Origin of the sequence: Selenomonas sp. GACV-9, assembly GCA_900116485.1 — a bacterium.
Classification (GTDB): domain Bacteria; phylum Bacillota; class Negativicutes; order Selenomonadales; family Selenomonadaceae; genus Selenomonas_A; species Selenomonas_A ruminantium_G.
Genome location: FPAX01000018.1, coordinates 1 through 23,740, shown reverse-complemented (window position 1 = coordinate 23,740; position 23,740 = coordinate 1). Strand labels below are relative to the sequence as shown.

General features: G+C 52.5%; 20 protein-coding genes, 1 rRNA gene and 1 other annotated feature. Of the genes, 4 read left to right on the top strand and 17 right to left on the bottom strand.

Features of this window, described 5'->3' with window-relative positions:
- Positions 1–5: 5 nt before the first annotated feature.
- From BM322_RS11520 to ileS, 16 genes are all read right to left on the bottom strand, one after another.
- A complete protein-coding gene (locus tag BM322_RS11520; protein WP_075430619.1) occupies positions 6–3,146 on the bottom strand; it encodes a type I restriction endonuclease subunit R in 3,141 nt (1,046 codons plus the stop codon).
- A gap of 159 nt (positions 3,147–3,305) precedes the next feature.
- Positions 3,306–5,234, bottom strand: coding sequence for a lysine--tRNA ligase (gene lysS, locus BM322_RS11515; RefSeq protein ID WP_075430617.1), 1,929 nt, complete (start codon positions 5,232–5,234; stop codon positions 3,306–3,308).
- 33 nt (positions 5,235–5,267) lie between these two features.
- Positions 5,268–5,744, bottom strand: coding sequence for a transcription elongation factor GreA (greA, locus tag BM322_RS11510; RefSeq protein ID WP_075430615.1), 477 nt, complete (start codon positions 5,742–5,744; stop codon positions 5,268–5,270).
- Between the two features lie 30 nt (positions 5,745–5,774).
- Positions 5,775–6,059, bottom strand: coding sequence for a GIY-YIG nuclease family protein (locus BM322_RS11505; RefSeq protein WP_075430613.1), 285 nt, complete (start codon positions 6,057–6,059; stop codon positions 5,775–5,777).
- Entirely contained in the window at positions 6,059–6,631 is a 573-nt protein-coding gene (locus BM322_RS11500; protein ID WP_075430611.1) for a peptidylprolyl isomerase, read from the bottom strand. Before BM322_RS11500 ends, BM322_RS11505 begins: the two co-directional genes overlap by 1 nt.
- Positions 6,632–6,670: 39 nt before the next feature.
- Positions 6,671–7,393 (bottom strand): MBL fold metallo-hydrolase, encoded by a 723-nt coding sequence (locus BM322_RS11495; RefSeq protein ID WP_075430609.1) that lies wholly within the window; start codon positions 7,391–7,393, stop codon positions 6,671–6,673.
- Positions 7,393–8,292, bottom strand: coding sequence for a YitT family protein (locus tag BM322_RS11490; RefSeq protein ID WP_075430607.1), 900 nt, complete (start codon positions 8,290–8,292; stop codon positions 7,393–7,395). Before BM322_RS11490 ends, BM322_RS11495 begins: the two co-directional genes overlap by 1 nt.
- A complete protein-coding gene (locus BM322_RS11485) occupies positions 8,289–8,948 on the bottom strand; it encodes a hypothetical protein (protein WP_075430605.1) in 660 nt (219 codons plus the stop codon). The genes BM322_RS11490 and BM322_RS11485 overlap by 4 nt, the downstream gene beginning before the upstream one ends.
- A 24-nt stretch (positions 8,949–8,972) precedes the next feature.
- Positions 8,973–10,205, bottom strand: coding sequence for an aminopeptidase (locus BM322_RS11480; RefSeq protein WP_075430603.1), 1,233 nt, complete (start codon positions 10,203–10,205; stop codon positions 8,973–8,975).
- Positions 10,206–10,207: 2 nt separating this feature from the next.
- Positions 10,208–10,651, bottom strand: coding sequence for a D-aminoacyl-tRNA deacylase (gene dtd / locus BM322_RS11475; protein WP_075430601.1), 444 nt, complete (start codon positions 10,649–10,651; stop codon positions 10,208–10,210).
- A gap of 11 nt (positions 10,652–10,662) precedes the next feature.
- Positions 10,663–11,625, bottom strand: a complete 963-nt coding sequence (locus tag BM322_RS11470; protein ID WP_075430599.1) for an alpha/beta hydrolase — start codon at positions 11,623–11,625, stop codon at positions 10,663–10,665.
- A gap of 83 nt (positions 11,626–11,708) precedes the next feature.
- On the bottom strand, positions 11,709–13,376 hold the full coding sequence (locus BM322_RS11465; protein WP_075430659.1) for a 2-isopropylmalate synthase: 1,668 nt from the start codon (positions 13,374–13,376) through the stop codon (positions 11,709–11,711).
- Between the two features lie 39 nt (positions 13,377–13,415).
- Positions 13,416–13,653: a binding site (T-box leader), on the bottom strand.
- Between the two features lie 72 nt (positions 13,654–13,725).
- Entirely contained in the window at positions 13,726–14,256 is a 531-nt protein-coding gene (locus BM322_RS11460; protein WP_075430597.1) for an acyl-CoA thioesterase, read from the bottom strand.
- A 201-nt stretch (positions 14,257–14,457) separates the two neighbouring features.
- Complete coding sequence (locus tag BM322_RS11455) at positions 14,458–14,826, bottom strand: Hpt domain-containing protein (protein WP_075430595.1); 369 nt, start codon at positions 14,824–14,826, stop codon at positions 14,458–14,460.
- A 24-nt stretch (positions 14,827–14,850) separates the two neighbouring features.
- Positions 14,851–15,231 (bottom strand): metal-sensing transcriptional repressor, encoded by a 381-nt coding sequence (locus BM322_RS11450; protein WP_177220876.1) that lies wholly within the window; start codon positions 15,229–15,231, stop codon positions 14,851–14,853.
- Between the two features lie 128 nt (positions 15,232–15,359).
- The gene (gene ileS / locus BM322_RS11445) at positions 15,360–18,494 is read right to left on the bottom strand and encodes an isoleucine--tRNA ligase (RefSeq protein ID WP_075430593.1); all 3,135 of its coding nucleotides are present in this window, start codon (positions 18,492–18,494) and stop codon (positions 15,360–15,362) included.
- A gap of 419 nt (positions 18,495–18,913) precedes the next feature.
- On the opposite strand from ileS, the gene lgt reads away from it, so the two are divergent.
- From lgt to speD, 4 genes are all read left to right on the top strand, one after another.
- Positions 18,914–19,696, top strand: coding sequence for a prolipoprotein diacylglyceryl transferase (gene lgt, locus BM322_RS11440; protein ID WP_075430591.1), 783 nt, complete (start codon positions 18,914–18,916; stop codon positions 19,694–19,696).
- A gap of 128 nt (positions 19,697–19,824) precedes the next feature.
- Positions 19,825–21,219, top strand: coding sequence for an MBOAT family protein (locus tag BM322_RS11435; protein WP_075430589.1), 1,395 nt, complete (start codon positions 19,825–19,827; stop codon positions 21,217–21,219).
- Between the two features lie 9 nt (positions 21,220–21,228).
- Positions 21,229–22,566, top strand: a complete 1,338-nt coding sequence (locus BM322_RS11430) for a DHHW family protein (RefSeq protein ID WP_075430587.1) — start codon at positions 21,229–21,231, stop codon at positions 22,564–22,566.
- A gap of 105 nt (positions 22,567–22,671) precedes the next feature.
- A complete protein-coding gene (gene speD / locus BM322_RS11425) occupies positions 22,672–23,130 on the top strand; it encodes an adenosylmethionine decarboxylase (RefSeq protein ID WP_075430584.1) in 459 nt (152 codons plus the stop codon).
- Positions 23,131–23,397: 267 nt separating this feature from the next.
- On the opposite strand, the gene BM322_RS11420 is transcribed toward speD, so the two are convergent.
- Positions 23,398–23,740: ribosomal RNA gene (locus BM322_RS11420) — 23S ribosomal RNA — on the bottom strand; the annotation flags it as partial.

The following is a 23,740-nucleotide window of genomic DNA, read 5'->3' as shown; positions in this document are numbered from 1 at the left end:
TCTCCTTACTGGATGTATTCGTTTTTGATTTCATTGCCGATAGCCTTCACGATTCCAGCATTCAGCGGCAGTTTGCCGCTCAGTTCCTGCTTGATTTCCCGCCACAAAGTCTGGACAAAGAAATTCTCATTCGCAAGTATCGTATCCTTATGCAGCAGGCTGTCGTCGATAAAAGACTTCATATCCTGCAGGAAATCATACAAGAGGCTCGGCGACGCGATAAGACCGTCACGCAACAGATTCTTGTGCAGCCGCATGTAGCGCTGGTCGCCGCTATAGCGTTCAGTCAGCCTGCTGTTTGCCGCATTGAGGTCATGCATTTTCTGGCGCAGGATTTCTAGCTGCTTATCCTGTGCCTGCATTTCCTCCAGCGTCATCTCTTGGATATCGTGCCCTTCGAGAATCCGCCGCAGTTCCTCCCAAAGCTTCAGAAATTCAGGGTCTTTCTTATCCTGGTTGCGTCCGAACTCACCAATCGTCTGCCGTCTCTTGCTGGCAAAAGCATCTGCTAAGGAAAGTTCTCCCTCACTTATCTTGCGGAAAGAAAACTGGAGATCCTGCGTTGCCAGCTCTACCAGACTATCAATGTCCTCTGGGGCTTGTAGAGCCTCCTTGTCCCGCAGCAATTGCAAGCGTTGTTCCGTCAATTGATACAACGTGCGTATCTTGTCACGATCAAGACTTGCCACCAGCTCCTCATAGCCAAACAACTGCGCGAGATTGTAGAGTTCCTTGTATAGCGCCAAGGCACGGCGCAGTTCCATCACTTCATCCTTATTCTCGATGGTGGAAATCTGCCGCTGGAAGTTCTCCAGATTATCGGTATCAAAGGAAAAGAGCTTATCATGTATTTGCCGCAAATCTTCATTGATTTCCTCTGGCGTCTTGAAGATGCTGGAGAACTGCTCGAAGTCATCGCCAAGCTCACCCTGCAGCTCGGCCAGATACGCCTGATTCGTCTTGTCAAAGGCTGCCCGAATATCAGCAAAGTCCACCACATAGCCGTAACGCAGCTGATGATAAGGACGATTGACACGGGTCAGGCATTGGAGCAGACCGTGGTCGCGTATGACGCGGCCGAGATAGAGTTTCTTCAAGCGCGGAGCATCAAAGCCTGTCAACAGCATATTGAATACTACAAGGATATCGACCTCGCCCCGCTTGAAGGCATCCCTTTTCTCCCTGAGTTCTTCCTTCGTCTCGCCGATGGTCGAAAGCACCAGTGCCGCACGGAACGTGCCACGCTTGCTCAGCTCCTCATAGATTGCCTGCGCCTGCTGGCTGGAATCTGCCACCACCATCGCGCCGATGGTACCATCCCCTAACAGCAGCCGCGAGCCAGTGAAATCTTCTTCGATATAGTCGACCAATGGGTTCACATAATTCTCATGACAGGTCAAATCCTTCTTCTGGATAAGCCCTTTTCTGACTTCCTCGCTGAGCTTATCCAACACCGCATTCAGCTGCAGCCGATACTCCGTCTTGATGCCCTCACGGATAAGCCGCAACGTATAACCATCAGCAATAGACTGATTGTAATAGTATTTATGGATATAGTCACCGAAGAGATCCTTCGTCCGCACTTTGCCGATAAGCGGCGTTCCTGTAAGCCCAAACATGATTGCCCTGCGATCAGAATTTACGAGCCGCGCCAAGAACGAACCATCCGCACGATAATCACGATGAACTTCATCGATAAAATAGACACGCTGGATATTCACATTGTAGTCAGGCTCTTTCGTTACGGCATCGTCGCCAAACTTCTGGATGTTGACTACATTCATGACCAGACCACCAGTAAGTGTCTGTTCACTGGTACTCTGTATATTTTCCGTGAACTCAGCACGCGTACCGATTTCCACGACATTCAAGCCACGGGCGCGGAATTCATCTGCCGCCTGTTGCATGAGGTCCAGCCGGTCAACAATGAAATAGAACTTGGCAACCATGCGATGCGCTGCATAAAAGTCTGACAGGATATGGACATTATAAAAAGCCAGTTCCGTCTTGCCGCTTCCCTGGGTATGCCAAATCACACCCCCACGCGCCTGACGTTTCTTCCCGCTATTGTTGCTGCCATAATGCGGCAGTTCTGCCGCAAGCTCCAGATTGTTGCCTCCATCGATGCAGCAAATATCAGCAGAACCCCCGCTGTCTCCTTGCCGCAATTGTTCCACTTTACGCGCAATCGCCCCAGCACCAAAGAATTGCTGATAACGCATCAAGTGCTTAGCCAGCTCTACAACACCTTTGTCATTTACCTTCTCAACATAGGTAATCCCATAATGCAGCAGCCAAAGGAAGCGTTCCTTAATGAATAACGAAGTCAATATCCGATTAGTCGGTGTCATTGGATTGCAATTGAGCACATAATCCGAGCGTCCCTTGAGGATTGCCATATTCGTATCCTGCAAGACCAGCGACTCAACCTCTGGTTCCAGTGCCGCTACACCATCATAGATAGCTTTATCTTCTTCGCGAAAGTGACTGAAGAATAAATGTCCACGCCCATTCGTCGCATAAAAAGCTCCCGAAATCGGCACAACTTCTGTATCGTCATACTCCATGTTATTGGAAAATACCATAAGCTGTGTGATATTGAGGAACCGGCGATACTTCACATTGCTCGTGCGCTTGTTCATGCGCTCATACTCTGCCTGCATTCCCTTGAGGTTATTCGGAATCTTCACCTCGCAGAATGCCAAGGGCAGACCATTGATAAATACCGTGATATCCGGACGAAAGCTCCCCGTCTCACTTGACCGGTCAACCAAGCAGGGCAGCTCCGTTACTACTGACCAGTCATTTTCCGCCGACTGGTCAAAATCAATAAGCCGCATAGTCTCCCCACGGCAGACTATTCCCTGCTGCAATTTCACAAAGAATGCTTTTCCGAGGTCATCACCAGCCAAGCTGTCCGTAAGTTCCGCTAAAATAACCTGAAACTCTTCATCGGTCAACGGCTCGGCAAGCAAAGACGGATTCAACCTGTTCATAGCCTCACGAAGCATCTGTCTGTCAATATTCGTTTCAAAGTCCAACTGTGCACGAATATCTTTCAACCGCCGATACCGGTAGCCCAGACGGGTAAAATGCAGCAGCGCCGGAATCTTTACGCGCGAATCTTCCGAGAATACTCTTGCCATGATTGTCACGTCCTTTTCGCGAATCTGGATATTTTTATTATAGCATACTCTCCATATCCTGACCGTTCCTCAAGGGGGTTCCTAGCAAAAATGACCGGTCAAATCATAAATCAGATTTGACCGGTCATTTGTCAATTGTCAAATGTCAATTTTGACCAGTTAGCACATCTTTGCGCCAGCCGGGATATGCGGGTCAAGCTGCAGCAGGTGCAGTTTCTCCTCGCCTTCCTCCGTGTGGACGGCGGAAATCAGCATGCCACAGGACTCGATGCCCATCATGGCACGCGGCGGCAGGTTGACGATGGCCATGAGCGTCTTGCCGATGAGCTGTTCCGGCTCGTAGAAGGCATGGATGCCGGAAAGAATCGTGCGATCCGTACCCGTGCCATCATCAAGGGTGAACTGCAGGAGCTTCTTGCTCTTCTTGACAGCAACGCAGTCTTTGACCTTCACCGCGCGGAAATCGCATTTGCAGAACGTATCGAAGTCGACCATATCCTCGTAGAGTGGCTCGACTTCGACTTTCGAGAAGTCGATTTTCTCCGGGGCAACCGTTGCCGGAGCCTCAGCCAGCGGTGCCGGCATCCCCAGCGGTTTCATCGTCGGGAACAGCAGGACATCGCGAATCGAAGCAGCATCGGTCAGCAGCATGACAAGACGGTCGATGCCGATGCCGACACCGCCCGTCGGCGGCAGGCCGTACTCCAGGGCCGTGACGAAGTCTTCGTCCATGCCATGGGCTTCATCGTCGCCAGCTTCACGCTGCTTGAGCTGATCCTCGAAACGGCCCTTCTGGTCGATCGGGTCGTTGAGCTCCGTGAAGCCATTGGCCAGCTCGCGGCCGTAGATGAAGAACTCGAAACGGTCCGTGATGCGCGGGTCGTCAGCGTTGCGTTTTGCCAGCGGCGAGATCTCCGTCGGATGGCCCGTGATAAAGGTCGGCTGCATGAGCGTCTCTTCCACCTTCTCCTCGAAAGCAGCGTTGAGGATGCCGCCGATGCCGTGACGCTGTTCGTACGGCACACCGATTTCATCCGCCAGCTTGCGGGCCTCTTCGACCGTCTCGCAAGCCATGAAGTCTTTGCCCGTAGCCTCTTTTACCGCATCGTTCATGCTGATGCGTTTTACCTTCGAAAGGTCGATATCGACGCCCTGGTAGTTGATGACCGTCGTGCCGAGGACTTTCTCTGCGGCATTGGCCACGATGCCCTCAGTCAGGTCCATCATGTCCTGATAGTCAGCAAAGGCCTGATAGAACTCGATGGACGTGAACTCCGGATTGTGACGGACGTCCATGCCCTCGTTGCGGAAGATGCGGCCGATCTCATAGACACGGTCAAGGCCGCCGACGATCAAGCGCTTGAGGTTGAGCTCCGTGGCAATGCGCAGGTAGAGGTCAATGCCCAGCGTGTTGTGATGGGTGATGAACGGACGGGCCGCTGCACCACCGGCAATCGTCGACAGGACCGGCGTCTCCACCTCAAGATAATCACGCGCATCGAGGTACTCGCGGACAGCGCGGATGATCTGCGTGCGCTTGCGGAACGTATCGCGGACGTCCTGGTTCATGATGAGATCGAGATAGCGCTGGCGATAGCGGATATCGACGTCCTGCAGGCCATGGAATTTCTCCGGCAGCGGACGCAGGGATTTGCTCAGCAGATCGAAGTCTTCAACACGTACCGTGACCTCGCCGCGATGCGTCTTGAACACGACACCACGGATGCCGACGATATCGCCGATATCGAGCTTGCGGAACTGCTGCTTGTACTTCTCCTCGCCGAGCACGTCGACCTTGAAGTAGACCTGGATGTTACCCGTGCGGTCGTTGAGCGTGCAGAACGAAGCCTTGCCATGGCCACGGATAGCCATAAGGCGGCCGGCGATATAGACTTCCGGGCCCTCTTCGTCGCCTTCAAGTCCATCGTGCTCTGCCTTGATGTCGGCAGCATAGTCCGTGACCTCATAGCGATGGCCGAACGGAGCTACACCGATTTCCTTGAACGCTTCCATCTTCTCGCGGCGGACCTTGAGCATCTCGTTGAGATCCTGCTCCTGGCCCTGCTGATTTTCCTTATTCTCTGCCATAAAAGCGAATTCTCCTATCTATTCCTGCGATTCTTAGCCTTTGATTTCTTCAATCTTGTACTGGATGATGCCAGCCGGCGCATGCACGTCAACCGTCGTGCCGACCTTCTGACCCAGAAGCGCCTGACCGAGCGGGCTCTCATTGGAAATCTTGCCCTCGTCCGGATCAGCCTCCGTCGAACCGACAATCATGAACGTCTGCGGACCATCCTCGGCGAATTCCACATCGAGGACGACAACCTTCGAGCCCATCTGGACGACATCGCCGCTGCCAGCTTTGATGATGTCCGAGTTGCGGATCTTAGCCTCGAGTTCCTGGATCTCACCCTCGAGGAAGGCCTGCTCGTTTTTCGCATCATCGTACTCGGAGTTCTCCGAAAGGTCACCGAGGGCAATTGCTGCCTTCAGGCGCTCGGCAATCTCAATGCGGCGTACGCTCTTGAGATAGTTTACTTTTTCCACCAGTTTATTATAGCCGTCTTCGGTCAGCATGACCTTTTTATCTGCCATGTAGAAACGCCCCTTTGCAAATTCATATGATTATTCTATGGTAACTAATTCATTATAATTATTTTTTGAACCCTTGTCAATGAGCGCCAGCTTCTGTGCACGCGTAAGCTTCTTTATCTGATACTCACGGCTCTGCGCCTCGCGTTTGTCCGCAAAGGCCTCGAAATAGACAAGACGCACAGGCAGGCGCGAGCGCGTATACTTCGCGCCCTGCCCGGCATTGTGCGTCTTTACCCGTTTTTCCAGGTCATTCGTCCAACCGGTATAGAGGCTGCCGTCCCCACATACAAGGATATAGGTGTAGGCAGCAGCCATTATTCTGCTTCTTTGATGGTGACTTTCTCCATCACGACGTCATGGACCGGACGATCCTGGAAGCCAGTCTGCGTATGGCCGATGTCGCGGACAACATCCATGCCCTTTACGACCTTGCCGAAAATCGTATGATGATTGTTGAGCCACGGCGTCTTGGCCAGCGTAATGAAGAACTGGCTGCCGCCCGTATGTGGCATGCCCGTATTGGCCATCGCCAGGATGCCCTCGCCATCAAACGTCAAATCATCGCGGAACTCATCCTCGATCGTGTAGCCTGGGCCGCCCGTACCAAGGCCAGTCGGATCGCCGCCCTGGATCATGAACCCATCGATGACGCGATGGAAAATGATGCCATCATAGAAGCCCTTCTGTGCCAGATCGATGAAATTCTTCGTCGTGATCGGCGTCTTGTCCTCGAACAGCTCAATCTCGATTGTTCCCTTATTCGTCTGGATTACTGCAATGCGATTAGCCACTTTCTTATTTCCTCCATTGTCTGCACTGCCCACTGCTAGGCATCCGCCAGTCAGCATCATGATGCCTGCGAGCAGCATAATCAATATCTTCTTCATTTTACCTTATAACCTCCTGCCATTTCAACCACAAATCCTTCAGACGGGGAACGTCCGCTGTTCCCCCGGATACTGCGGCGACCAGACGGGAAAGCTGCGCCCTACGGGGAAAAAGTCCGCTGCCGGCTGCCAGCCAGACTCGGTGAGGTCATGCATCGTGATGAGCGCATCGATATCCGTCACGCGGACAAACTCCCGGGCGCCCTTGTCCTGCATCGGACCGAGGCGGCCATCGACTGGGAAGAATGCCAGTGCCGCCTGCATGCCTTCGAGCTTCTTCAGCTGCTTGCGGAAGGCATTTTCCGCCAGCTTGCGGTTCTCCGCCGTCTCGCCAGTCCAGTCCCACCAGTTGAAGTCTCCCGCATGGAAGATGCTCTTGCCCGTGGCCTTTTCCGTGACCCGGAAGGCCACACCGACATCGGTAGAATCATAGGACTCCACCTTGAGGCAGCCGTCTTCCCATTCCTCATAGGGACGCATATAGGTGACCTTTTCCTGCGGGAACATCCGGCCGCGCTTCGTCCGCCTTATGTCATAGCCGAATACATAGCGGGCAGTATCCTGCTGATAGCGCAGGATATGCTCGTCGAAATGATCGAAATGGGCATGGGAAGCAAAGATATACACCGCATCATGGCCGCCCACACGGATTGCCTGCCCCACGATATCCTGCTGATCCTCGAAATCATCAAAGACGAGCAGCGTACGGCCGATTTCCACGAGAAATCCGCTGTTCAAGAGATACGTGACTGCAATATCCATTAAGTACCCTTCCCTTCATATCGCTTGATGACATTGCCGGCCCGTATTCCCGGGGAGCTGAACCCGCGCCCCATGACCTCGTTGGCCGACATGATGATCATGAACGCATCGCTGTCGATGGCATTGGCAATCATCTTGATTTTTGCCACCTGGGTAAGCGTCACGACGACGAAGACGACATTGCGCTCACGGCGCGTGAAAGCGCCCTGGCCATGCAGGAACGTGACGCCGCGGCCCACCTCCATGATGGCCTCCGCAATATGCTCCGATTGATTCGAGACAATCAGCACCGCCTTGCGGCTGTTGAAACCAGCGATGACCTTATCGGTGACCATCGCATTCATATACATGCAGATAAGCGTGAACATCGCCGGTGCGACGCCGAACAAGAAGGCCGCCACCAGCATGATCACACAGTTGAAGCCGAAGATGACGCCGCCCATGTTGAGCGAATAATACTTCTTGACGATGGCACCGATGATGTCAAAGCCACCGGTGCTGCCATTCATACGAAATACGATGCCATAACCAATGCCATTGAACACACCGCCGAAGATTGCCGCCAGCATGATGTCGTTGACCGGCGCATAGGCGTTGAGGAAGCGCGTGAAGTCCAGGCAGAACGAGAATATCGCCGTGCCGATGATGACATCAAAGGTGTAGCCACGGCCCAAGGTCTTCCAGGCCGCCGCCAGCAGCGGCAGGTTATAGGCAAAGGTCTGCAGACCGATAGGCAGCTGCGCCAGATAGTAAACGATGATGGCAATGCCCGTCGCGCCGCCTGTCAGCAAGTGCGACGGTACCAGGAACAGATTGATGGAGCAGCTGGCAATCAGACAGCCCAGCGTGATGCCTGCATAACGCAGCAGGCGGTGCTCCAGCATCCGCAGCTGAATCATTCCGTCAAACCTCCCAGCTTAACCGGTTTATCAGCCGGCAGATCAGATACATCAATCTCTTTTTCTTCGAGCTTCAGCGAAATACTCTTATCCTCAGGCTCGTTGAAGAGCTCGGGACGCGCCTGCATCAGCGCCTCGATCTCATCATCATCCATCGGCAGCGCCGTAATGCGCATGACCTTCAAGGAACCATTGTCCATATCCACCTGCAGCATGATATGCTGGAATCTATTTTTCGGATTATCGTAGATATAGAACTTATTGCCACTGATGTTCTGCGCTTTCTGCTTGCCAAAAGTCTTCTGTATCAGCGCGGACGTGGCGCCATAGCGGATGCCATTACGTGCCTCGTATTTCTTGTTCTTGACGATGATATCGATGACCTCACCAGTCGCCACGGCATAGCCGATCGTGTAATCATCGGCATAGTCGCATTCCTTGACCAGGATATCCTGGATGCGGACCGTACGGTCATAAACAGGCTTGCCGAATACCTTCTCGACCGCCGCCTCGTCGGCCCCCAGGGCCACCTGACGGCAGGCAAAATCCGCCGCTACGGGCTTTGCCGCCTCCGCCTCCGGCTGGGCCAGCATGACCACAGCAGCCAGCAGCACCAACAGTATGCGCATAGATGAGCGCACAAGCTCATTTTTCATTATCATTTTCCTCCATCTTGACATTCAAAAGGCAAAATTGCCGTTCTTGAATACCTGTACCTGACGGCCATCCCTCGTCGTGCCGACAATATCCAGATCCCGTGTACCGATCATGAAATCCTCATGGAGCAGCGAGTCATTGACGCCATGCTGCAAGAGCGTCACGCTGTCCATATCCTCGCCGCCCTCGATGCAGGTCGGATAGGCCTTGCCCAGGGCCAGATGGCACGAGGCATTCTCATCAAACAGCGTATTGTAGAACAGGATACCGCTCTGCGAGATTGGCGAATCGTACGGCACCAGCGCCACTTCGCCTAAGTAGCACGCACCTTCATCCGTTTCGAGCAGCCCCTTGAGGATTTCCTCGCCTTTTTCTGCCGAGTAATCCACGACCTTGCCATCCTTGAAGGTCAGCTTGAACCCTTCAATCAGATTTCCGTTGAAGTTCAGCGGCTTGGAGGCGGCTACGGTGCCGTTCACGCCCTCACGCCTTGGCAGCGTGTAGACTTCCTCCGTCGGCATATTGGCCGCAAACTGCACGCCAAGCTCCGAATTCTCGGCTCCGCCAGCCCAGATATGCCCCTCGGGCAGCTCCACCGTTAGGTCCGTACCGATGCCATTCGTATAGTGCAGGGATACGAAGGCATTATCATTCATGAACTTTGCGGCCTTCTGCAAGAAAGCGATATGCTCCTGCCAAGCGGCTACCGTATCGACACCCGCTTCGATGCGGACCGTCGTAAAGATTGCCTGCCACAGCTTTGCCACTGCCTCATCAGCGGACACAGCGGGGAAGACCTTCTGGGCCCAGCTCCTGGTCGGCACGGAGACCACGCACCAGGTATTGCGGTTATTCATAAGGCGCGCACGATACTCTAAGAGCGCCGCCCCTGCCGCCTGCTGGGAGAGCTTGAGCTTTTCCGGATCGATATCCTTGAAGATTTCTGGATCACGGGCCGAGATGGATACGAACGCCGCGCCCTGCTCGGCATAATCCGTATAGAACTTGCGCCGCCACTCGGGAAACTCCGTGAACAGCTCCTTCTTGCCCCCCGCATAGCGGATATGCGCCAGCAGCTCATCGCCCCAGCTTACCACGACATCATGGGCACCTGCGGCAAAGGCCTCCTCGGCTATCGTGCGGGCAAAATCCGCACACTCGATGGGCGAATTGATGACGAGGATCTGCTCCTGTTGCAGATTGACGCCCACCTTCACGACAAGCTGCGCATATTTCTGTAACAACTCTTTATTCATGCTCACACTTCCTCTGTATCAAACAATAGGGTTACCGGGCCATCGTTGACCGATTCCACCTGCATATCCGCGCCGAACTCCCCATGCTCCACCACAAAGCCCTTATCCCGCAGCTCCTGCATGAACTGCTCATAGAGCGGCTCGGCCAAATCAGGCTTCGCCGCATGACTGAATCCCGGCCGCCGTTTCTTGAGATCAGCGTAGAGCGTGAACTGTGAGATGACCAAAAACGAGCCGCCCACCTGGTCGATGCTGAGATTCATCTTACCGGCTTCATCGGAAAACACGCGCACATTGGCAATCTTCTCGGCCAGATGCGCGCATTTGTCCGCATCATCCTCCGGGCCGATGCCCAATAGCACCAGGAACCCCTGGCCGATTTTCCCGTTTACTTTTCCCTCAATCGTTACCGCCGCGGATCTTACCCGGGTAACTACCGCCTTCATATAGTTCCTCCTCAATACATATACGGCTGGACAAAGTCGCGAACCGTCTGGAAATAACGCTCCTGATCCTTCTGTGAGGACGCCGCATGGATAGCACCGTCGATCAGCAGCAGTTTCTTCTCCGGCACTCTTGCCTCTTTGAACAATTTCTCGGCCATATCCACCGGCACTAAAGTATCCTTCGTGCCATGAATGAACAGGATCGGCAGTTTTGACCGGCGCACCGCTGCTACGGGCTCGGCATCATGCAGGCTGAAGCCCGCTACCTTTTGGCAGCGCCAATCCAAAAGGTTCATCGCCGGAAAGGCCGGCAAATTGAAGGAAACCGTCAGCTGATGGACCAGCAGCTCAAAGGCGCTCGTATACCCGCAGTCCTCGATACAGGCCACCGTCTGCGGCGGCAGGTCATCACGGGCAGCAGCAATCAGCACCGTGGCCGCGCCCATCGACACGCCATGCAGGACAATCCTTGCCTTGGGATGACGCTCAGCAATCAGCCGCGCCCAGGCAGCAATGTCTTCGCCTTCTCTATAGCCCATGGTCAGATATTTGCCCTCGCTGCTGCCTGAGGCCCGCAGATCTGGGGTCAGTACATGGTAGCCCATCAGCAGGTAGTTTTCCGCAATATACCACGAATTCTGCTGGGTGCAGCCATAGCCATGGGCCACAATCACCCAACGGTCGCTGTCCTCTTCAGGCGAGAAATGCGTAGCCTTGAGCAGCAGGCCGTCTGCTGCTTGCAAGTCCCATTCTTCATTCTCATACTCTGGTTTATTGAACTGCCTTGCCTCAGGCGGCATCAACAGCGCATAGGCACGCGGCGGTTCCTGCGGATTCTCCTCAGTTCCACGCTCGAGGCCAAAATGCACAACATAATTGCCAATAAAATATCCTGTCCCCATGACGAAAATCGTCGTGGCGGCTGTCAAGGTGATGACTGCCGTCAGGAGACAGGATAGAATAGTCTTCTTCATGGAATCACCCTTTATACTGCCTAGTTGCCTAGAAAAATGCGATTCCATTATATCATCTTTTGCTGAAGAATACTTTTAAAATTTTATTTTCCCGCTTTCATGCGATTGATGGCGCTGATCAGCGCATGGAACGAAGCCGTGATGATATCGGTATCCATGCCGGCGCCCCAGGTGATATGACCATTGTCCGCCGTGATGCCGATATAAGCCATAGCCCGGGAATTCTGCCCGACCTCCAGCGCATGCTCGCTGTAGGTCAGATCCTTATACGAGATGTTGAGATTCTGCTGCAGGGCATTCGATACCGCATCGAGACGGCCATTGCCGCGGGCCAGGAACGTGACCTTCTTGCCATCGATCTTGAGATCCACCGTACCCGAGCGCGTACCGTCCGGCTCTTTCTTGAGCAGGAAGTCGTCGAGCTCATAGGGCGTCATGACATTGACGTACTCGTTCTGGAAAATCTGGAAAATCTCATCCGGCATGAGTTCCTTATGCTTGTGATCCGAGACGCCCTTGACGCAGTAGCCAAAGTCCTCGCGCATCTTCTTCGGCATTTCGATCCCGTATTTCTGCTCCATGATGAAACCGACGCCGCCCTTGCCGGACTGGCTGTTGATGCGGATGACATCGCCATCGTACTCGCGGCCCACGTCCTTCGGATCGATATAGAGATACGGCAGCGTCCACTTGTCCGGATTCTTCTCTTCCTTCCACTTCATGCCCTTGGCAATCGCATCCTGATGCGAGCCCGAGAAAGCGGCAAAGACCAGCTTGCCGGCATAGGGCTGACGATAGCTTACCTGCATGCGGGTAAGGCTCTCATAGGTATCGACCAGCTCAGACATATGGGAGAAGTCAAGCTCCGGATCGACGCCCAGGGCAAACATGTTCATGCCCACCGTCACGATATCCACGTTGCCCGTGCGCTCACCGTTGCCGAACAAGGTGCCCTCGACACGGTCTGCACCAGCCAAAAGGCCCATCTCAGTATCGGCGACACCACAGCCGCGATCATTGTGCGGATGCAGCGACAGCACCACATTCTCACGGTATTTGAGGTGCTTATTCATATAGGCCACCTGCATGGCATAGACATGGGGCATGCTCATCTCGACCGTTACCGGCAGATTGATGATGGCCTTGCGGTCAGCCGTGGGCTGCCAGACATCAAGCACCGCATTGCAGACCTCAAGGGCATACTCAGGCTCCGTTCCCGTAAAAGACTCGGGCGAATACTCGAAGCGATAGTCAGCACCGGCCTCTTCGGTCAGCTGTTTGAGGAGTTTAGCGCCATCGACGGCCATCTGCTTGATCTCCTCCTTCGACTTGCGGAAGACCTGCTGGCGCTGAGCGACCGACGTGGAGTTGTAGACATGGACAATGGCATTCTTGACGCCCTTGAGAGCCTCAAAGGTCTTGCGGATGATATGCTCCCGGGCCTGGGTCAGTACCTGGATCGTCACATCATCAGGAATCAGGTCATCCTCCACCAGACGGCGCAGGAACTCGTACTCAGTCTCAGAGGCTGCTGGGAAGCCCACCTCGATTTCCTTGAATCCGACTTTGATGAGCATCTTATAGAATTCCAGCTTTTCCTCAAGGTTCATCGGCGTGATAAGGGCCTGATTGCCATCACGCATATCCACGCTGCACCAGATTGGCGCATGGTCTGGCGCGTCCTTCTTCGCCCATTCCAGGTCAATCTCTGGCGGCATGAAATAACCTTTGCTGTACTTCTGATAATTCATCATCTGCGAATCCCTCCTAAAAATAAAAGCCCTTCATCTCCAAGAGACGAAAGGCTAGCTTACGTGTTACCACTCTGATTCGTGCCTATTGGCACCTCATACAGACTCCATCAAGTCCTCCTGCGTTAACGGTCAGGCTCCGTCCCGGTTTACTTGCCCTCAGGCTTTCAGCGGGCTGCTTCAAGGCGAGTTCCCTATCGTTCCACTGTTGTCTTGCACCAACCGACAACTCCCTGGGAGTTTTCCGATACGTACTATTCCTCTGCTATGCATTTCCCTGTGTTGCATACTACAATATCACATTAAAATACATTTTGCAAGCTTTTATCTGTAAAACTGTAAACTATTTTTATTTCTTATGCGGATTGTCTTCCGGCTCTCTGAGGGAATTCTTCGCCGCAAGTCTCGCTTTTTCCTTCTCACGCTGGACTCTTTTCCGCTCTTTATGCGCCTCATACCGCTCACGACCCTCTTCAAAGGCCCGCTTAGCCTCCTCGGTGTCGAGAATGAGGGGCGGCACCGGTTTTGGACGCGAATTGCGATCCAAGGCGACCATCGTGAAATAAGCCGTAAGGGCACGCTGGGGCTTACCCTCCTGATCGAGATCCTCGACATCGACATTGACTGCCACTTCCATGGAACTATGGCCGACAAATACGATCTCCGCCGTACAGGTCACAAGGTCACCGATCAGGATCGGCAGATGGAATTCCAACTCATCCACACGTGCCGTGACTACATTGGAGCGAGCATATCTGCGGGCAGCAGCATAAGCCGTCGAGTCCATCATCTTCATGATCTCACCGCCATGCACATTGCCGTTCGGGTTCGTCTGGCTTGGCATCATAACCTGGCTGATTACGATTCTATTCTGTGCCATATTATATAACCTCCTAAGAGAAATCTGTCTTGCAATCTCAACTTAATTCTATCATTATTCCCAGAGAAAACACAAATGTTTTCCTGTTGAATCGACAAACCTTAGGATAACGGATTTTCAGGATATTTACCGTAACATGTATCACAAATGCCCATACAAAAAGCCTCCCTCAAGAATGAAGGAGGCTTTCTCCGCTTGCATCTATTCGCCAATGCTCAGGCGTATAGCCTGACAGGCCTCATCATAACACTCACCGACCTGTTCCGCGAGCTTCCTGATCTCATCCAGGCTCTTCCCCGTACGGATTGCCTGAACCGTCTCGTCTGCCGCTGCAAACAGCCGCATGAGACTCAGATTGCCCGCTGTGCCCTTGAGCGTATGGACGCTCTTTTCCGCCGCTCCCAGATCTTCTGTGGCCAACTCATTCACGAAAGCCTTATAAGAGCCGTCAGCAAGGAACTTCACCAGGAACTTATGATAAAGCGCCACATTTCCCATAAAGCGCTCCAATCCCTTATCATAATCCACGCCAACCTGCTCGAGTGCCGCCTTTATCTGAACCTGTTCCATGAGTTCCGCCTCCTGTCCCTACACTTATTTCATGAATTGATCGATAGCCTTATTGAGCTGCGCGATTGCCTCTTTATCGTTCTCCTTGACGGCATCGACAACGCAATGCTCGAGATGATCTTTGAGGATGATCTTGCTGACACCATTTATCGCACTGCGCACCGCCGAAAGCTGCACCAGTACCTCGCTGCAATCCCGGCCCTCTTCCACCATGCGCTTGATGGCCTCCAGATGACCGATGAGCCGTGACATGCGGTTGAGCACGGCCTTCGTCTGCGTATGGCTGTGCTGATGGCCATGCGCACCATGTGTATGGCTGATCGTTGTGCCATCTGCCAGGACGTGTGTATGTATATGCCCATGTTCCTGTTGTTCTACGCTATCTTCTGCTTTTTTCTCTGGCACGTATGGACCTCCTTTAACTTTTCTCCCTATAACTGTTCTTTATTGCTGCCCGCTTTTCCTGCCAACGATAAAAAGTTTTCCATAAAGAAGGCCTTCCCTCTGGGAAGGCCTTCCACATCAGCCGATGATCACTTCACAGCAATCGTCAGCATTTCACCATTGATATTCCATTCTTTTTCCTGACCAGCAAGGCTGCCATAAACAACCGTATCAGCCAGCGTGATTTCCTTGAGGTACTCTTCGTTCTTCTTGACGATGTTCGCAAGCTTTTCATTGCCGCTGAGGCTGACCGTGATATGGTCCGTGACCTCAAAGCCGTTTTCCTTGCGCATGGTCTGCACCTTGCTGATGACCTCGCGCACAAAGCCCTCTTCCAGCAGCTCTTCCGTAAGCGTCGTATCCAGGGCAATCGTCACACCGTTGTAACGCTGGCAGTTAAAGCCTTCTTTCTGGGCCATCGAAACCTCAACATCCTCCGGCGTCAGCGTGACTTCGCCGCTGGACAGCGTCAATTTGAGGGTCCCCGTGCTGTCGAGCTCGGCCTTAGCCTGAGAGCCGTTGAGCTTGCCAAGGGCAGCCTTGATCTCGCCGATCTGCTTGCCAACCTTCGGTCCGAGGACACGGAACTGGGGCTTGAAGCTGTAGGAGAGATATTCCTCCATGTCTTCCTTGAAGGTCACAGCCTTGACGTTGAGCTCATCTTCGACAATCTTCTTGAAGAAATCCGGCAGCTCGCGCTCGGCATGGACGAACATGTTAGCAACCGGCTGGCGGTTCTTGATATTCGTCTCGTTGCGGGATGCACGGCCCAGGACGACGATTTCCAGTACAAGTTCCATATTGGCCTCAAGCTCTTCGTCAATCCAGGCGTCGTTTGCCACTGGGAAGTCAGCCAAATGTACGGACTCCGGTGCCTGCGCATCAATGCTGCAGACGAGGTTGCGGTAGATGGACTCCGTGATGAAGGGAACCATCGGCGCGGCCGTCTTAGCCGTGGTGACCAGTGCCGTCCAGAGCGTCATATAGGCATTGATCTTATCCTGCTCCATGCCCTTAGCCCAGAAGCGGCTGCGGCTGCCACGAACATACCAGTTGGAGAGCTGGTCCACAAATTCCTGCAGGGCTTTGGCAGCCTCAGTTACGCGATAGCTTGAAAGGTCTTTGTCCACTTCCTTGACCATCGTGTTGAGACGGGAAAGAACCCATTTATCCATGACGCTGAGCTTGTCGTAATCCAGCGTGTATTTCGTTGCATCGAACTGGTCGATATTCGCATAAAGCACGAAGAAAGCATAGGTATTCCAGAGGGTACCCATGAATTTGCGCTGGCCTTCCTGTACCGCATCATCATGGAAGCGGTTCGGCAGCCACGGGGCACTGTTCTCATAGAAGTACCAGCGGATAGCGTCGGCACCGTGCTGGCGCAGGGCATCCATCGGGTCAACGGCATTGCCCTTGGACTTGCTCATCTTGCGGCCGTCCTTATCCTGGACATGGCCGAGAACGATGACATTCTTGTAGGGTGCTTTGTGGAACAGCAGCGTCGAGATAGCCATCAGCGAGTAGAACCAGCCGCGAGTCTGGTCGACAGCTTCGGAGATGAAGTCAGCCGGGAAGCGCTTCTCAAAGATGTCCTTGTTCTCAAACGGATAATGCCACTGGGCAAAGGGCATGGAACCCGAATCGAACCAGCAGTCGATAACCTCGGATACACGATGCATTTCTTTGCCGCACTGCGGGCATTTAATCGTCACTTTATCAATGAACGGACGATGCAGCTCGATTTCCTCCGGGCAGTTGTCCGACATGGACTTGAGTTCCTCAATGGAACCGATCGTATGCTGATGACCGCATTCGCACTCCCAGACCGGCAGCGGCGTACCCCAGTAACGGTTACGGGAAAGGCCCCAATCCTGGACATGCTCGAGCCAGTCGCCGAAGCGGCCCTTGCCGATGGATTTCGGGATCCAATTGACCGTGTTGTTGTTGGCGACGAGTTCGTCTTTGACATCAGTCATCTTGATGAACCAGGTCGAACGCGCATAGTAGAGCAGCGGCGTATCGCAGCGCCAGCAATGCGGATAGCTATGGGTGAATTCTGGTGCCTTGAAGAGCAGGCCCTTCTTCTCCAAATCCTCGAGAATCATCGGATCAGCCTTCTTGACGAATACGCCGGCCCAATCCGTCTCCTCCGTCAGTTCGCCCTTGCCGTTGACGAGGTTGACAAAAGCGATGTTGTACTTCTGGCAGACCCGGTTATCGTCTTCACCGAAGGCCGGAGCCAGATGAACGATACCCGTACCATCTTCCGTGGTAACATAATCATCACAGGTTACAATATGTGCCTTCTTGCCTGGCTGTTTGGCAACCGCAGCATTGGCAAACGGATAAAGCGGCTCATACGCGCGGCCTTCAAGCTCCTGGCCCTTGAATTTTTCAAGGACTTCACGCTCACCCTCAACGCCTTCAAATACTTTTTCCACCAGCGCCTCGGCGAGGATGTAATCTTTGCCATTGACGCGCAGTTTCACATAGTCTACGGCCGGATTTACGCAGAGCGCGAGGTTCGACGGAAGCGTCCACGGCGTCGTCGTCCAGGCGAGGAAGAACGTGTTCTCCTCATCCTTTACCTTGAACGTAACCATCGCCGAACGCTCAGTGACATCTTTATAGCCCTGAGCTACCTCATGGCTCGACAGCGGGGTGCCGCAGCGCGGGCAGTACGGTACAACCTTATAGCCCTTATACAGGAGACCCTTGTTCCAGATTTCCTTGAGCGCCCACCACTCGGACTCGATGAAGTTGTTCTCGTAGGTGATATACGGATTGTCCATATCCGCCCAGAAGCCGACGACATCGGAGAATTCTTCCCACATGCCCTTGTACTTCCAGACCGACTCACGGCACTTCTTGATGAAGGGCTCGATGCCGTACTCTTCAATCTGTTCCTTGCCATTGATGCCAACAGCCTTCTCTACCTCCAGCTCAACCGGAAGCCCATGAGTATCCCAACCAGCTTTGCGCAGGACCTTCTTGCCCTTCATGGACTGGAAGCGCGGCAGCATATCCTTGATGACGCGGGTCAGGACATGGCCGATATGGGGCTTGCCGTTAGCCGTCGGCGGGCCATCATAGAATGTGAACGTATCGCAGCCTTCGCGCTGGTCGATAGCTTTCTGGGCAATGTTGTTGTCTTTCCAGAACTTCAGGACTTCCTTCTCCCGTTCCACGAAGTTCAGGTTGGTGTCTACCTTACTGTACAAAGCGGATTCCTCCTCATAATAGAAAAAAGCCTGCATCCCAAAACAGGATGCAGGCTGTAATACCTACACTAAAACCACCTATTTTTCACGTACCATCATACGCTATTCCGTAACGGGGAATACCGGCCCGGCCTAATCGTCGTCTTTCAGCCTGCTGCTCCGAAGTGATTTTCTGCCCTCGCTACTCACTGCCGGCTCACACCTGCCCCGGCTCGCTTTTGCTTTCGTCGAAGACATACTCTCTTCATCCACGCATTTACATGTTAACAGCACTTATTGTACCATACGAAAGGACATAATTCAATTCTTTTTTCAAAATCCCATCCTTCAATTTTCTGATCGCGTAAGCTATAATTAACAGTGTTTCAACGACAAATTATCCAGCTGCCAGACAGCTGGGGAATCTTTTGGAGGCCTATATGCATCAGTATCTTTTCTTTGTTGGCGACTTCCCCGTCCGCGCCTACGGACTTGTGCTGTCGCTTTCCATCATCCTGGCTACCGGCGTTGGCTACTTCCTTGCGAAACAGGAACGTTGCGGCTATGAAAAACACATTGTCGACATGGGGATATACTGTGGCATTGCCGGCTTGGTCGGTGCCCGTCTCTGGGACGTTTTCTTTTTTGACTGGAATTACTACAGCCATCACCTGACCGAACTGTTCAACGTCTGGCAGGGCGGCATGGCCATCCAAGGCGGCGTTACCCTCGGCGTGATTGCCGGCATCCTTTACTGCCGTCATCACAAACTGGACACCCTTCATCTCATGGACGTATTAGCTCCAGCCATCATCCTCGGCCAGGCTTTGGGACGCTGTGCCAATCTCTTGAACGGTGATGCCTTCGGCGCACCGACTGGCAGCTCCTTTGGCATTGTTTATCCTGCCACGACACTGGCTGCCCATACCTATGGCACACAGCCACTCTGGCCCGCCGAGATCTGGGAGGGACAGCTCGACGTCGTCATCTTCGCCATACTGCTCATGTATCGCTGCACCAAACATGCCAAAGGGCAATGCTTCGCCCTCTATGTCATGCTCTACAGTGCCGCTCGCTTTGGCCTTGAATTTCTCCGCGGCGATTACGCCGAAAAGACGCTTGCCTTCATGACCAGTGCACAGACCACCAGCTTCGTTGCCTTTACGCTTGCCTTCCTATGCTTTATCGCTCTGGCCTGGAAAGCACGCAAGCAAACCATTTAACAGACTGGACACAAACATAAAGCAGCACGAGATTCCACTTGCAAAACCAGGGCAGGATTTTCTCTATTTTTTGTAGAACATAACCAATGATTCTTTCATGCAACGTAATATGCGAAGGAGGAAGCTTCATGGTTTTTTCTTCCAATATATTCTTGTTTATATTCCTGCCAATGATACTTCTGCTTTACTACAATCCATTTTGCCAAAGCCGGAAATTCCGCAATGTATTATTGCTCATCGCCAGCCTTCTTTTTTACGGCTGGGGTGAGCCTTTCTTTATCTGGTTGATGCTTATTTCCATCATCGCCGGCTGGCAGGTTGGCCTCCGGATGACAGCAGCAGCTACGCCAAAGAAACGCAAGTTATGGCTTTCTCTTGGCGCCGCCTTTCATTTGAGCATGCTGTTCGTCTTTAAGTATCTTACCTTTGCGGCCACTCAGCTGGGACTTTTGCTGCAAAAAGATTTTTCTGCGATCCAGCTGGCCCTGCCCATTGGAATTTCTTTCTTTACCTTCCAGCTTCTTTCCTATCTTCTCGATATCTATTACGGGAAGGCTCAGGCCCAGCAGAATGTGCTGCATGTCGGCCTCTACATTGCTTTGTTTCCTCAGCTTATTGCCGGCCCGATTGTGCGTTATGCTGACATTGAACGGGAAATCGTAAGCCGCCAGGAAACCCGGCAGGATTTCACCGCCGGCATGATACGCTTCAGTTACGGTTTAGCCAAAAAAGTACTGCTGGCCAATTACCTGGCAGTCATTGCTATGAACAGCCGCTTCATAGCAGGACAGGAGACCCTTTCCGTATCAGCAGCCTGGCTCGGTGCTATCGCTTACACGCTTCAGATTTACTTTGACTTCTCCGGCTACTCGGATATGGCCATCGGACTGGGGCAAATGTTTGGCTTCCATTTCCGGGAAAATTTCAACTATCCCTATATTTCCCGCAGTGTAACGGAATTTTGGCGCCGCTGGCATATCTCTCTGTCCTCCTGGTTCCGGGACTATGTCTATATTCCGCTCGGCGGCAGCCGGTGCAACCGTGGACGTCTGGCCTTAAACCTCTTTATCGTTTGGTCGCTGACAGGCTTCTGGCATGGCGCCAATTGGACCTTTTTAGTTTGGGGACTGATTTATTTCCTGTTGCTGATTCTGGAAAAGTTTACCAGCTTTACTGATCACATTGGTATTTTCGGTCATCTCTACACGTTGCTGGCTGTCATTACTGCCTGGGTGATATTCCAGTTTCCTGATCTTGGACAAAGCCTGTCTTATCTAAGCATGATGTGGGGACAGGCCGGTAATCCGCTCTTTGATGAACGGGCTGTACATTTTCTCAGCAACGGCTGGCTGATCTGGCTTATGGGGCTGGCTTTTTCTCTTCCCCTCTATCCTTGGCTTGCTGCGCACTGGCGCTGTTGGCACTCAGTGGCCGAGCCTTGTCTGGCTACGATTCTCTTTCTGCTTTCCCTTATTGCTACTGTAGCGGGGAATTATAATCCCTTTATCTATTTTAACTTTTGAGGTATAGCTATGAGCATTCGTGACTATATGATGCGTTTTTGCGCTGGGCTTTTAGTGCTGGCTTTTGCCATGATATTTATCCGCTGGTTTACCGTGGTAGTTCTGATTGACCACTGTAAATGGTACAACGCACTGACCAGGCTAGTTCTTTGGGATAATTGGCGTCTGCCCGAACGTATCCATCCTCGGGAAAAAGATATTGACTGGGCTGGTCTCTATCCTTTCCTTGAACCACAGCCGGAGCGCTCCTTACTGACAGAAATACGTCAGCAGGAAAACAAAATACGGGAAGAACAGGCCCGCATTGCCAGCTGGAGCGAAACTTATTTCCCCGGTTACACGAACATCGTAGAAACTGGCCGGCGCTATGACCAGCTCATTGGCTGGAATATCCGTCCGCTGACCATCGGCAGCGTACAGATGCTGGCCGATGGCTGGCTCTTTTTCCCCACCCTGCCCTTTGACATTCAGGAGTACATTAACGAAACAGCTTCCTTAGCTGATTTTTGTAAGCAGCAGGGCGCAAAATTTCTGTTCGTTCCCAATCCGCCTGCCCTAGACACGGCAACAGATAGCACTTTCATCGGCCAGCTGGATTTCAGTCTGCAAAAAAAAGATGCAATGCTGCAGGGATTGCAGACGCGCGGTATCGCCGCCCTTGACCTGTATCCATACATGCACAAGGATTTTCCTGACACACCTTACCATCAGTTATTCTTCCGGACAGACCATCACTGGCTGCCCACCACCGGCCTCTGGGCAGCTACGCATATCGCCCAATGGCTGGAAACTGCAGGAGATATCCCTTTCCCCAAAGACCGGCTGTCTTTGGCCAGCTATCGGCAGGAACATTATCCGGCTTACTTCCTGGGCAGCCAGGGTAAGCGGATGACCACCGTTTTGGCTAAGCCCGACGATTTTATGCTTCTTTATCCCCTTTTCCCCACCTGCCTGCATTACGAAATTCCCGGACTGGGCATTGATACTTATGGGGATTTTTCTATCACCTACGACATGCACGAACTGGAGCATAAAGATTTTTACGGTTCCAATCCCTATGCGGCTTACAACTATGCCGATTGCTCCCTGATTCGTATCGAGAACTTTGCACCTGAAGTGGCAGATGTTAAAATTCTCATGATTAAGGACTCCTTTGCCAACAGTGTGGCTCCCTTTCTGGCTCTCTGCGTAAGGCAGATGGATATCATCGATCCCCGCTGGTTCAAAGGGAGTATCCGCAGATATATCAATGAGACGCATCCTGACTTCGTACTGGTTCTTCACACCATCGAACTGGATTACCCGTTGGAACGTAATTCTCATCAAGACGACTATGATTTCCGTTAGGGCAGGTAAACAGGCGCCCTCTTGACGCCATCCCCTGCAATCAACTATAATGTAATGTATATGTTTTATCGTCATCCTAGCATATTAAAAGGAGCGTAAGAAATAGTGAAAATATTAGCCCGTCATTTAACGGCCGATCTATTCAACTGCAAAAACAATAAACTCACAGATATAGAACTCATCCAGGAAAACCTCAAAGATGCCCTGCAGCAGAGTGGGCACAAGATTGTCAAGCTCGATGTAAAGCAGCTTGATGAGGATCATTACATCCTCATCGCCTTCCTCGAAGATGGTCATCTTTCCCTTCATATCTATACGGATCTGAAGTACGTTGCTCTCGATGTGTTCCTCTGTCATGAAGACGCTGAACCAGATCAGGTCTCTAAAGAAATCCGCAACTTCTTCAAACCGGATAAGACAAAGACCACCGTCCTCAAGCGCGGCAACTTCGGGAATGCCAAGGAAATCAAACCGAAAATAACCACAAAGGTTGCACCGCTGCGCAAGATCCACAATACTGGCGCCAAAGTCATCCGTGCTCTGGCCCGCAGAAATCATCAATAAGAATAAGATCAGCCTTCCTGCGGGAAGGCTTTTTTCATGGGCAAAATAAAATACAATAGAGAAACAAAAAAAGCGAGCCACTTGGCTCGCTTTAACGATGTATACTCAAAACTATACAGAAGAAATGCGATGTGTTTGTTACGAACTTTCTAGGACTGGCTTGCTATGCTTAAAGGAAACTCACTCGCTCCACTTGCGTTTCGCTCGGAGTAAGCGACTCGTAAAAGTTTGCGCGTCACTTCGTTCCTTCAAACTTAACTCGCTGCTTAAGTTAAGCCCTCGACTTATTAGTATTGGTCCGCTGCATGCCTTACGGCACTTCCACTCCCAACCTATCTACCTTGTCTTCTTCAAGGAGTCTTACTAGATTGACTCTATGAGATACTTCATCTCGAGACGGGCTTCACGCTTAGATGCTTTCAGCGTTTATCCCTTCCGGACGCAGCTACCCAGCTATGCTTCTGGCGAAACAACTGGTACACCGGCGGTCCGTCCACTCCGGTCCTCTCGTACTAGGAGCAGCCTCTCTCATGTATCTTACGCCCGCGATGGATATGGACCGAACTGTCTCACGACGTTCTGAACCCAGCTCACGTACCACTTTAATGGG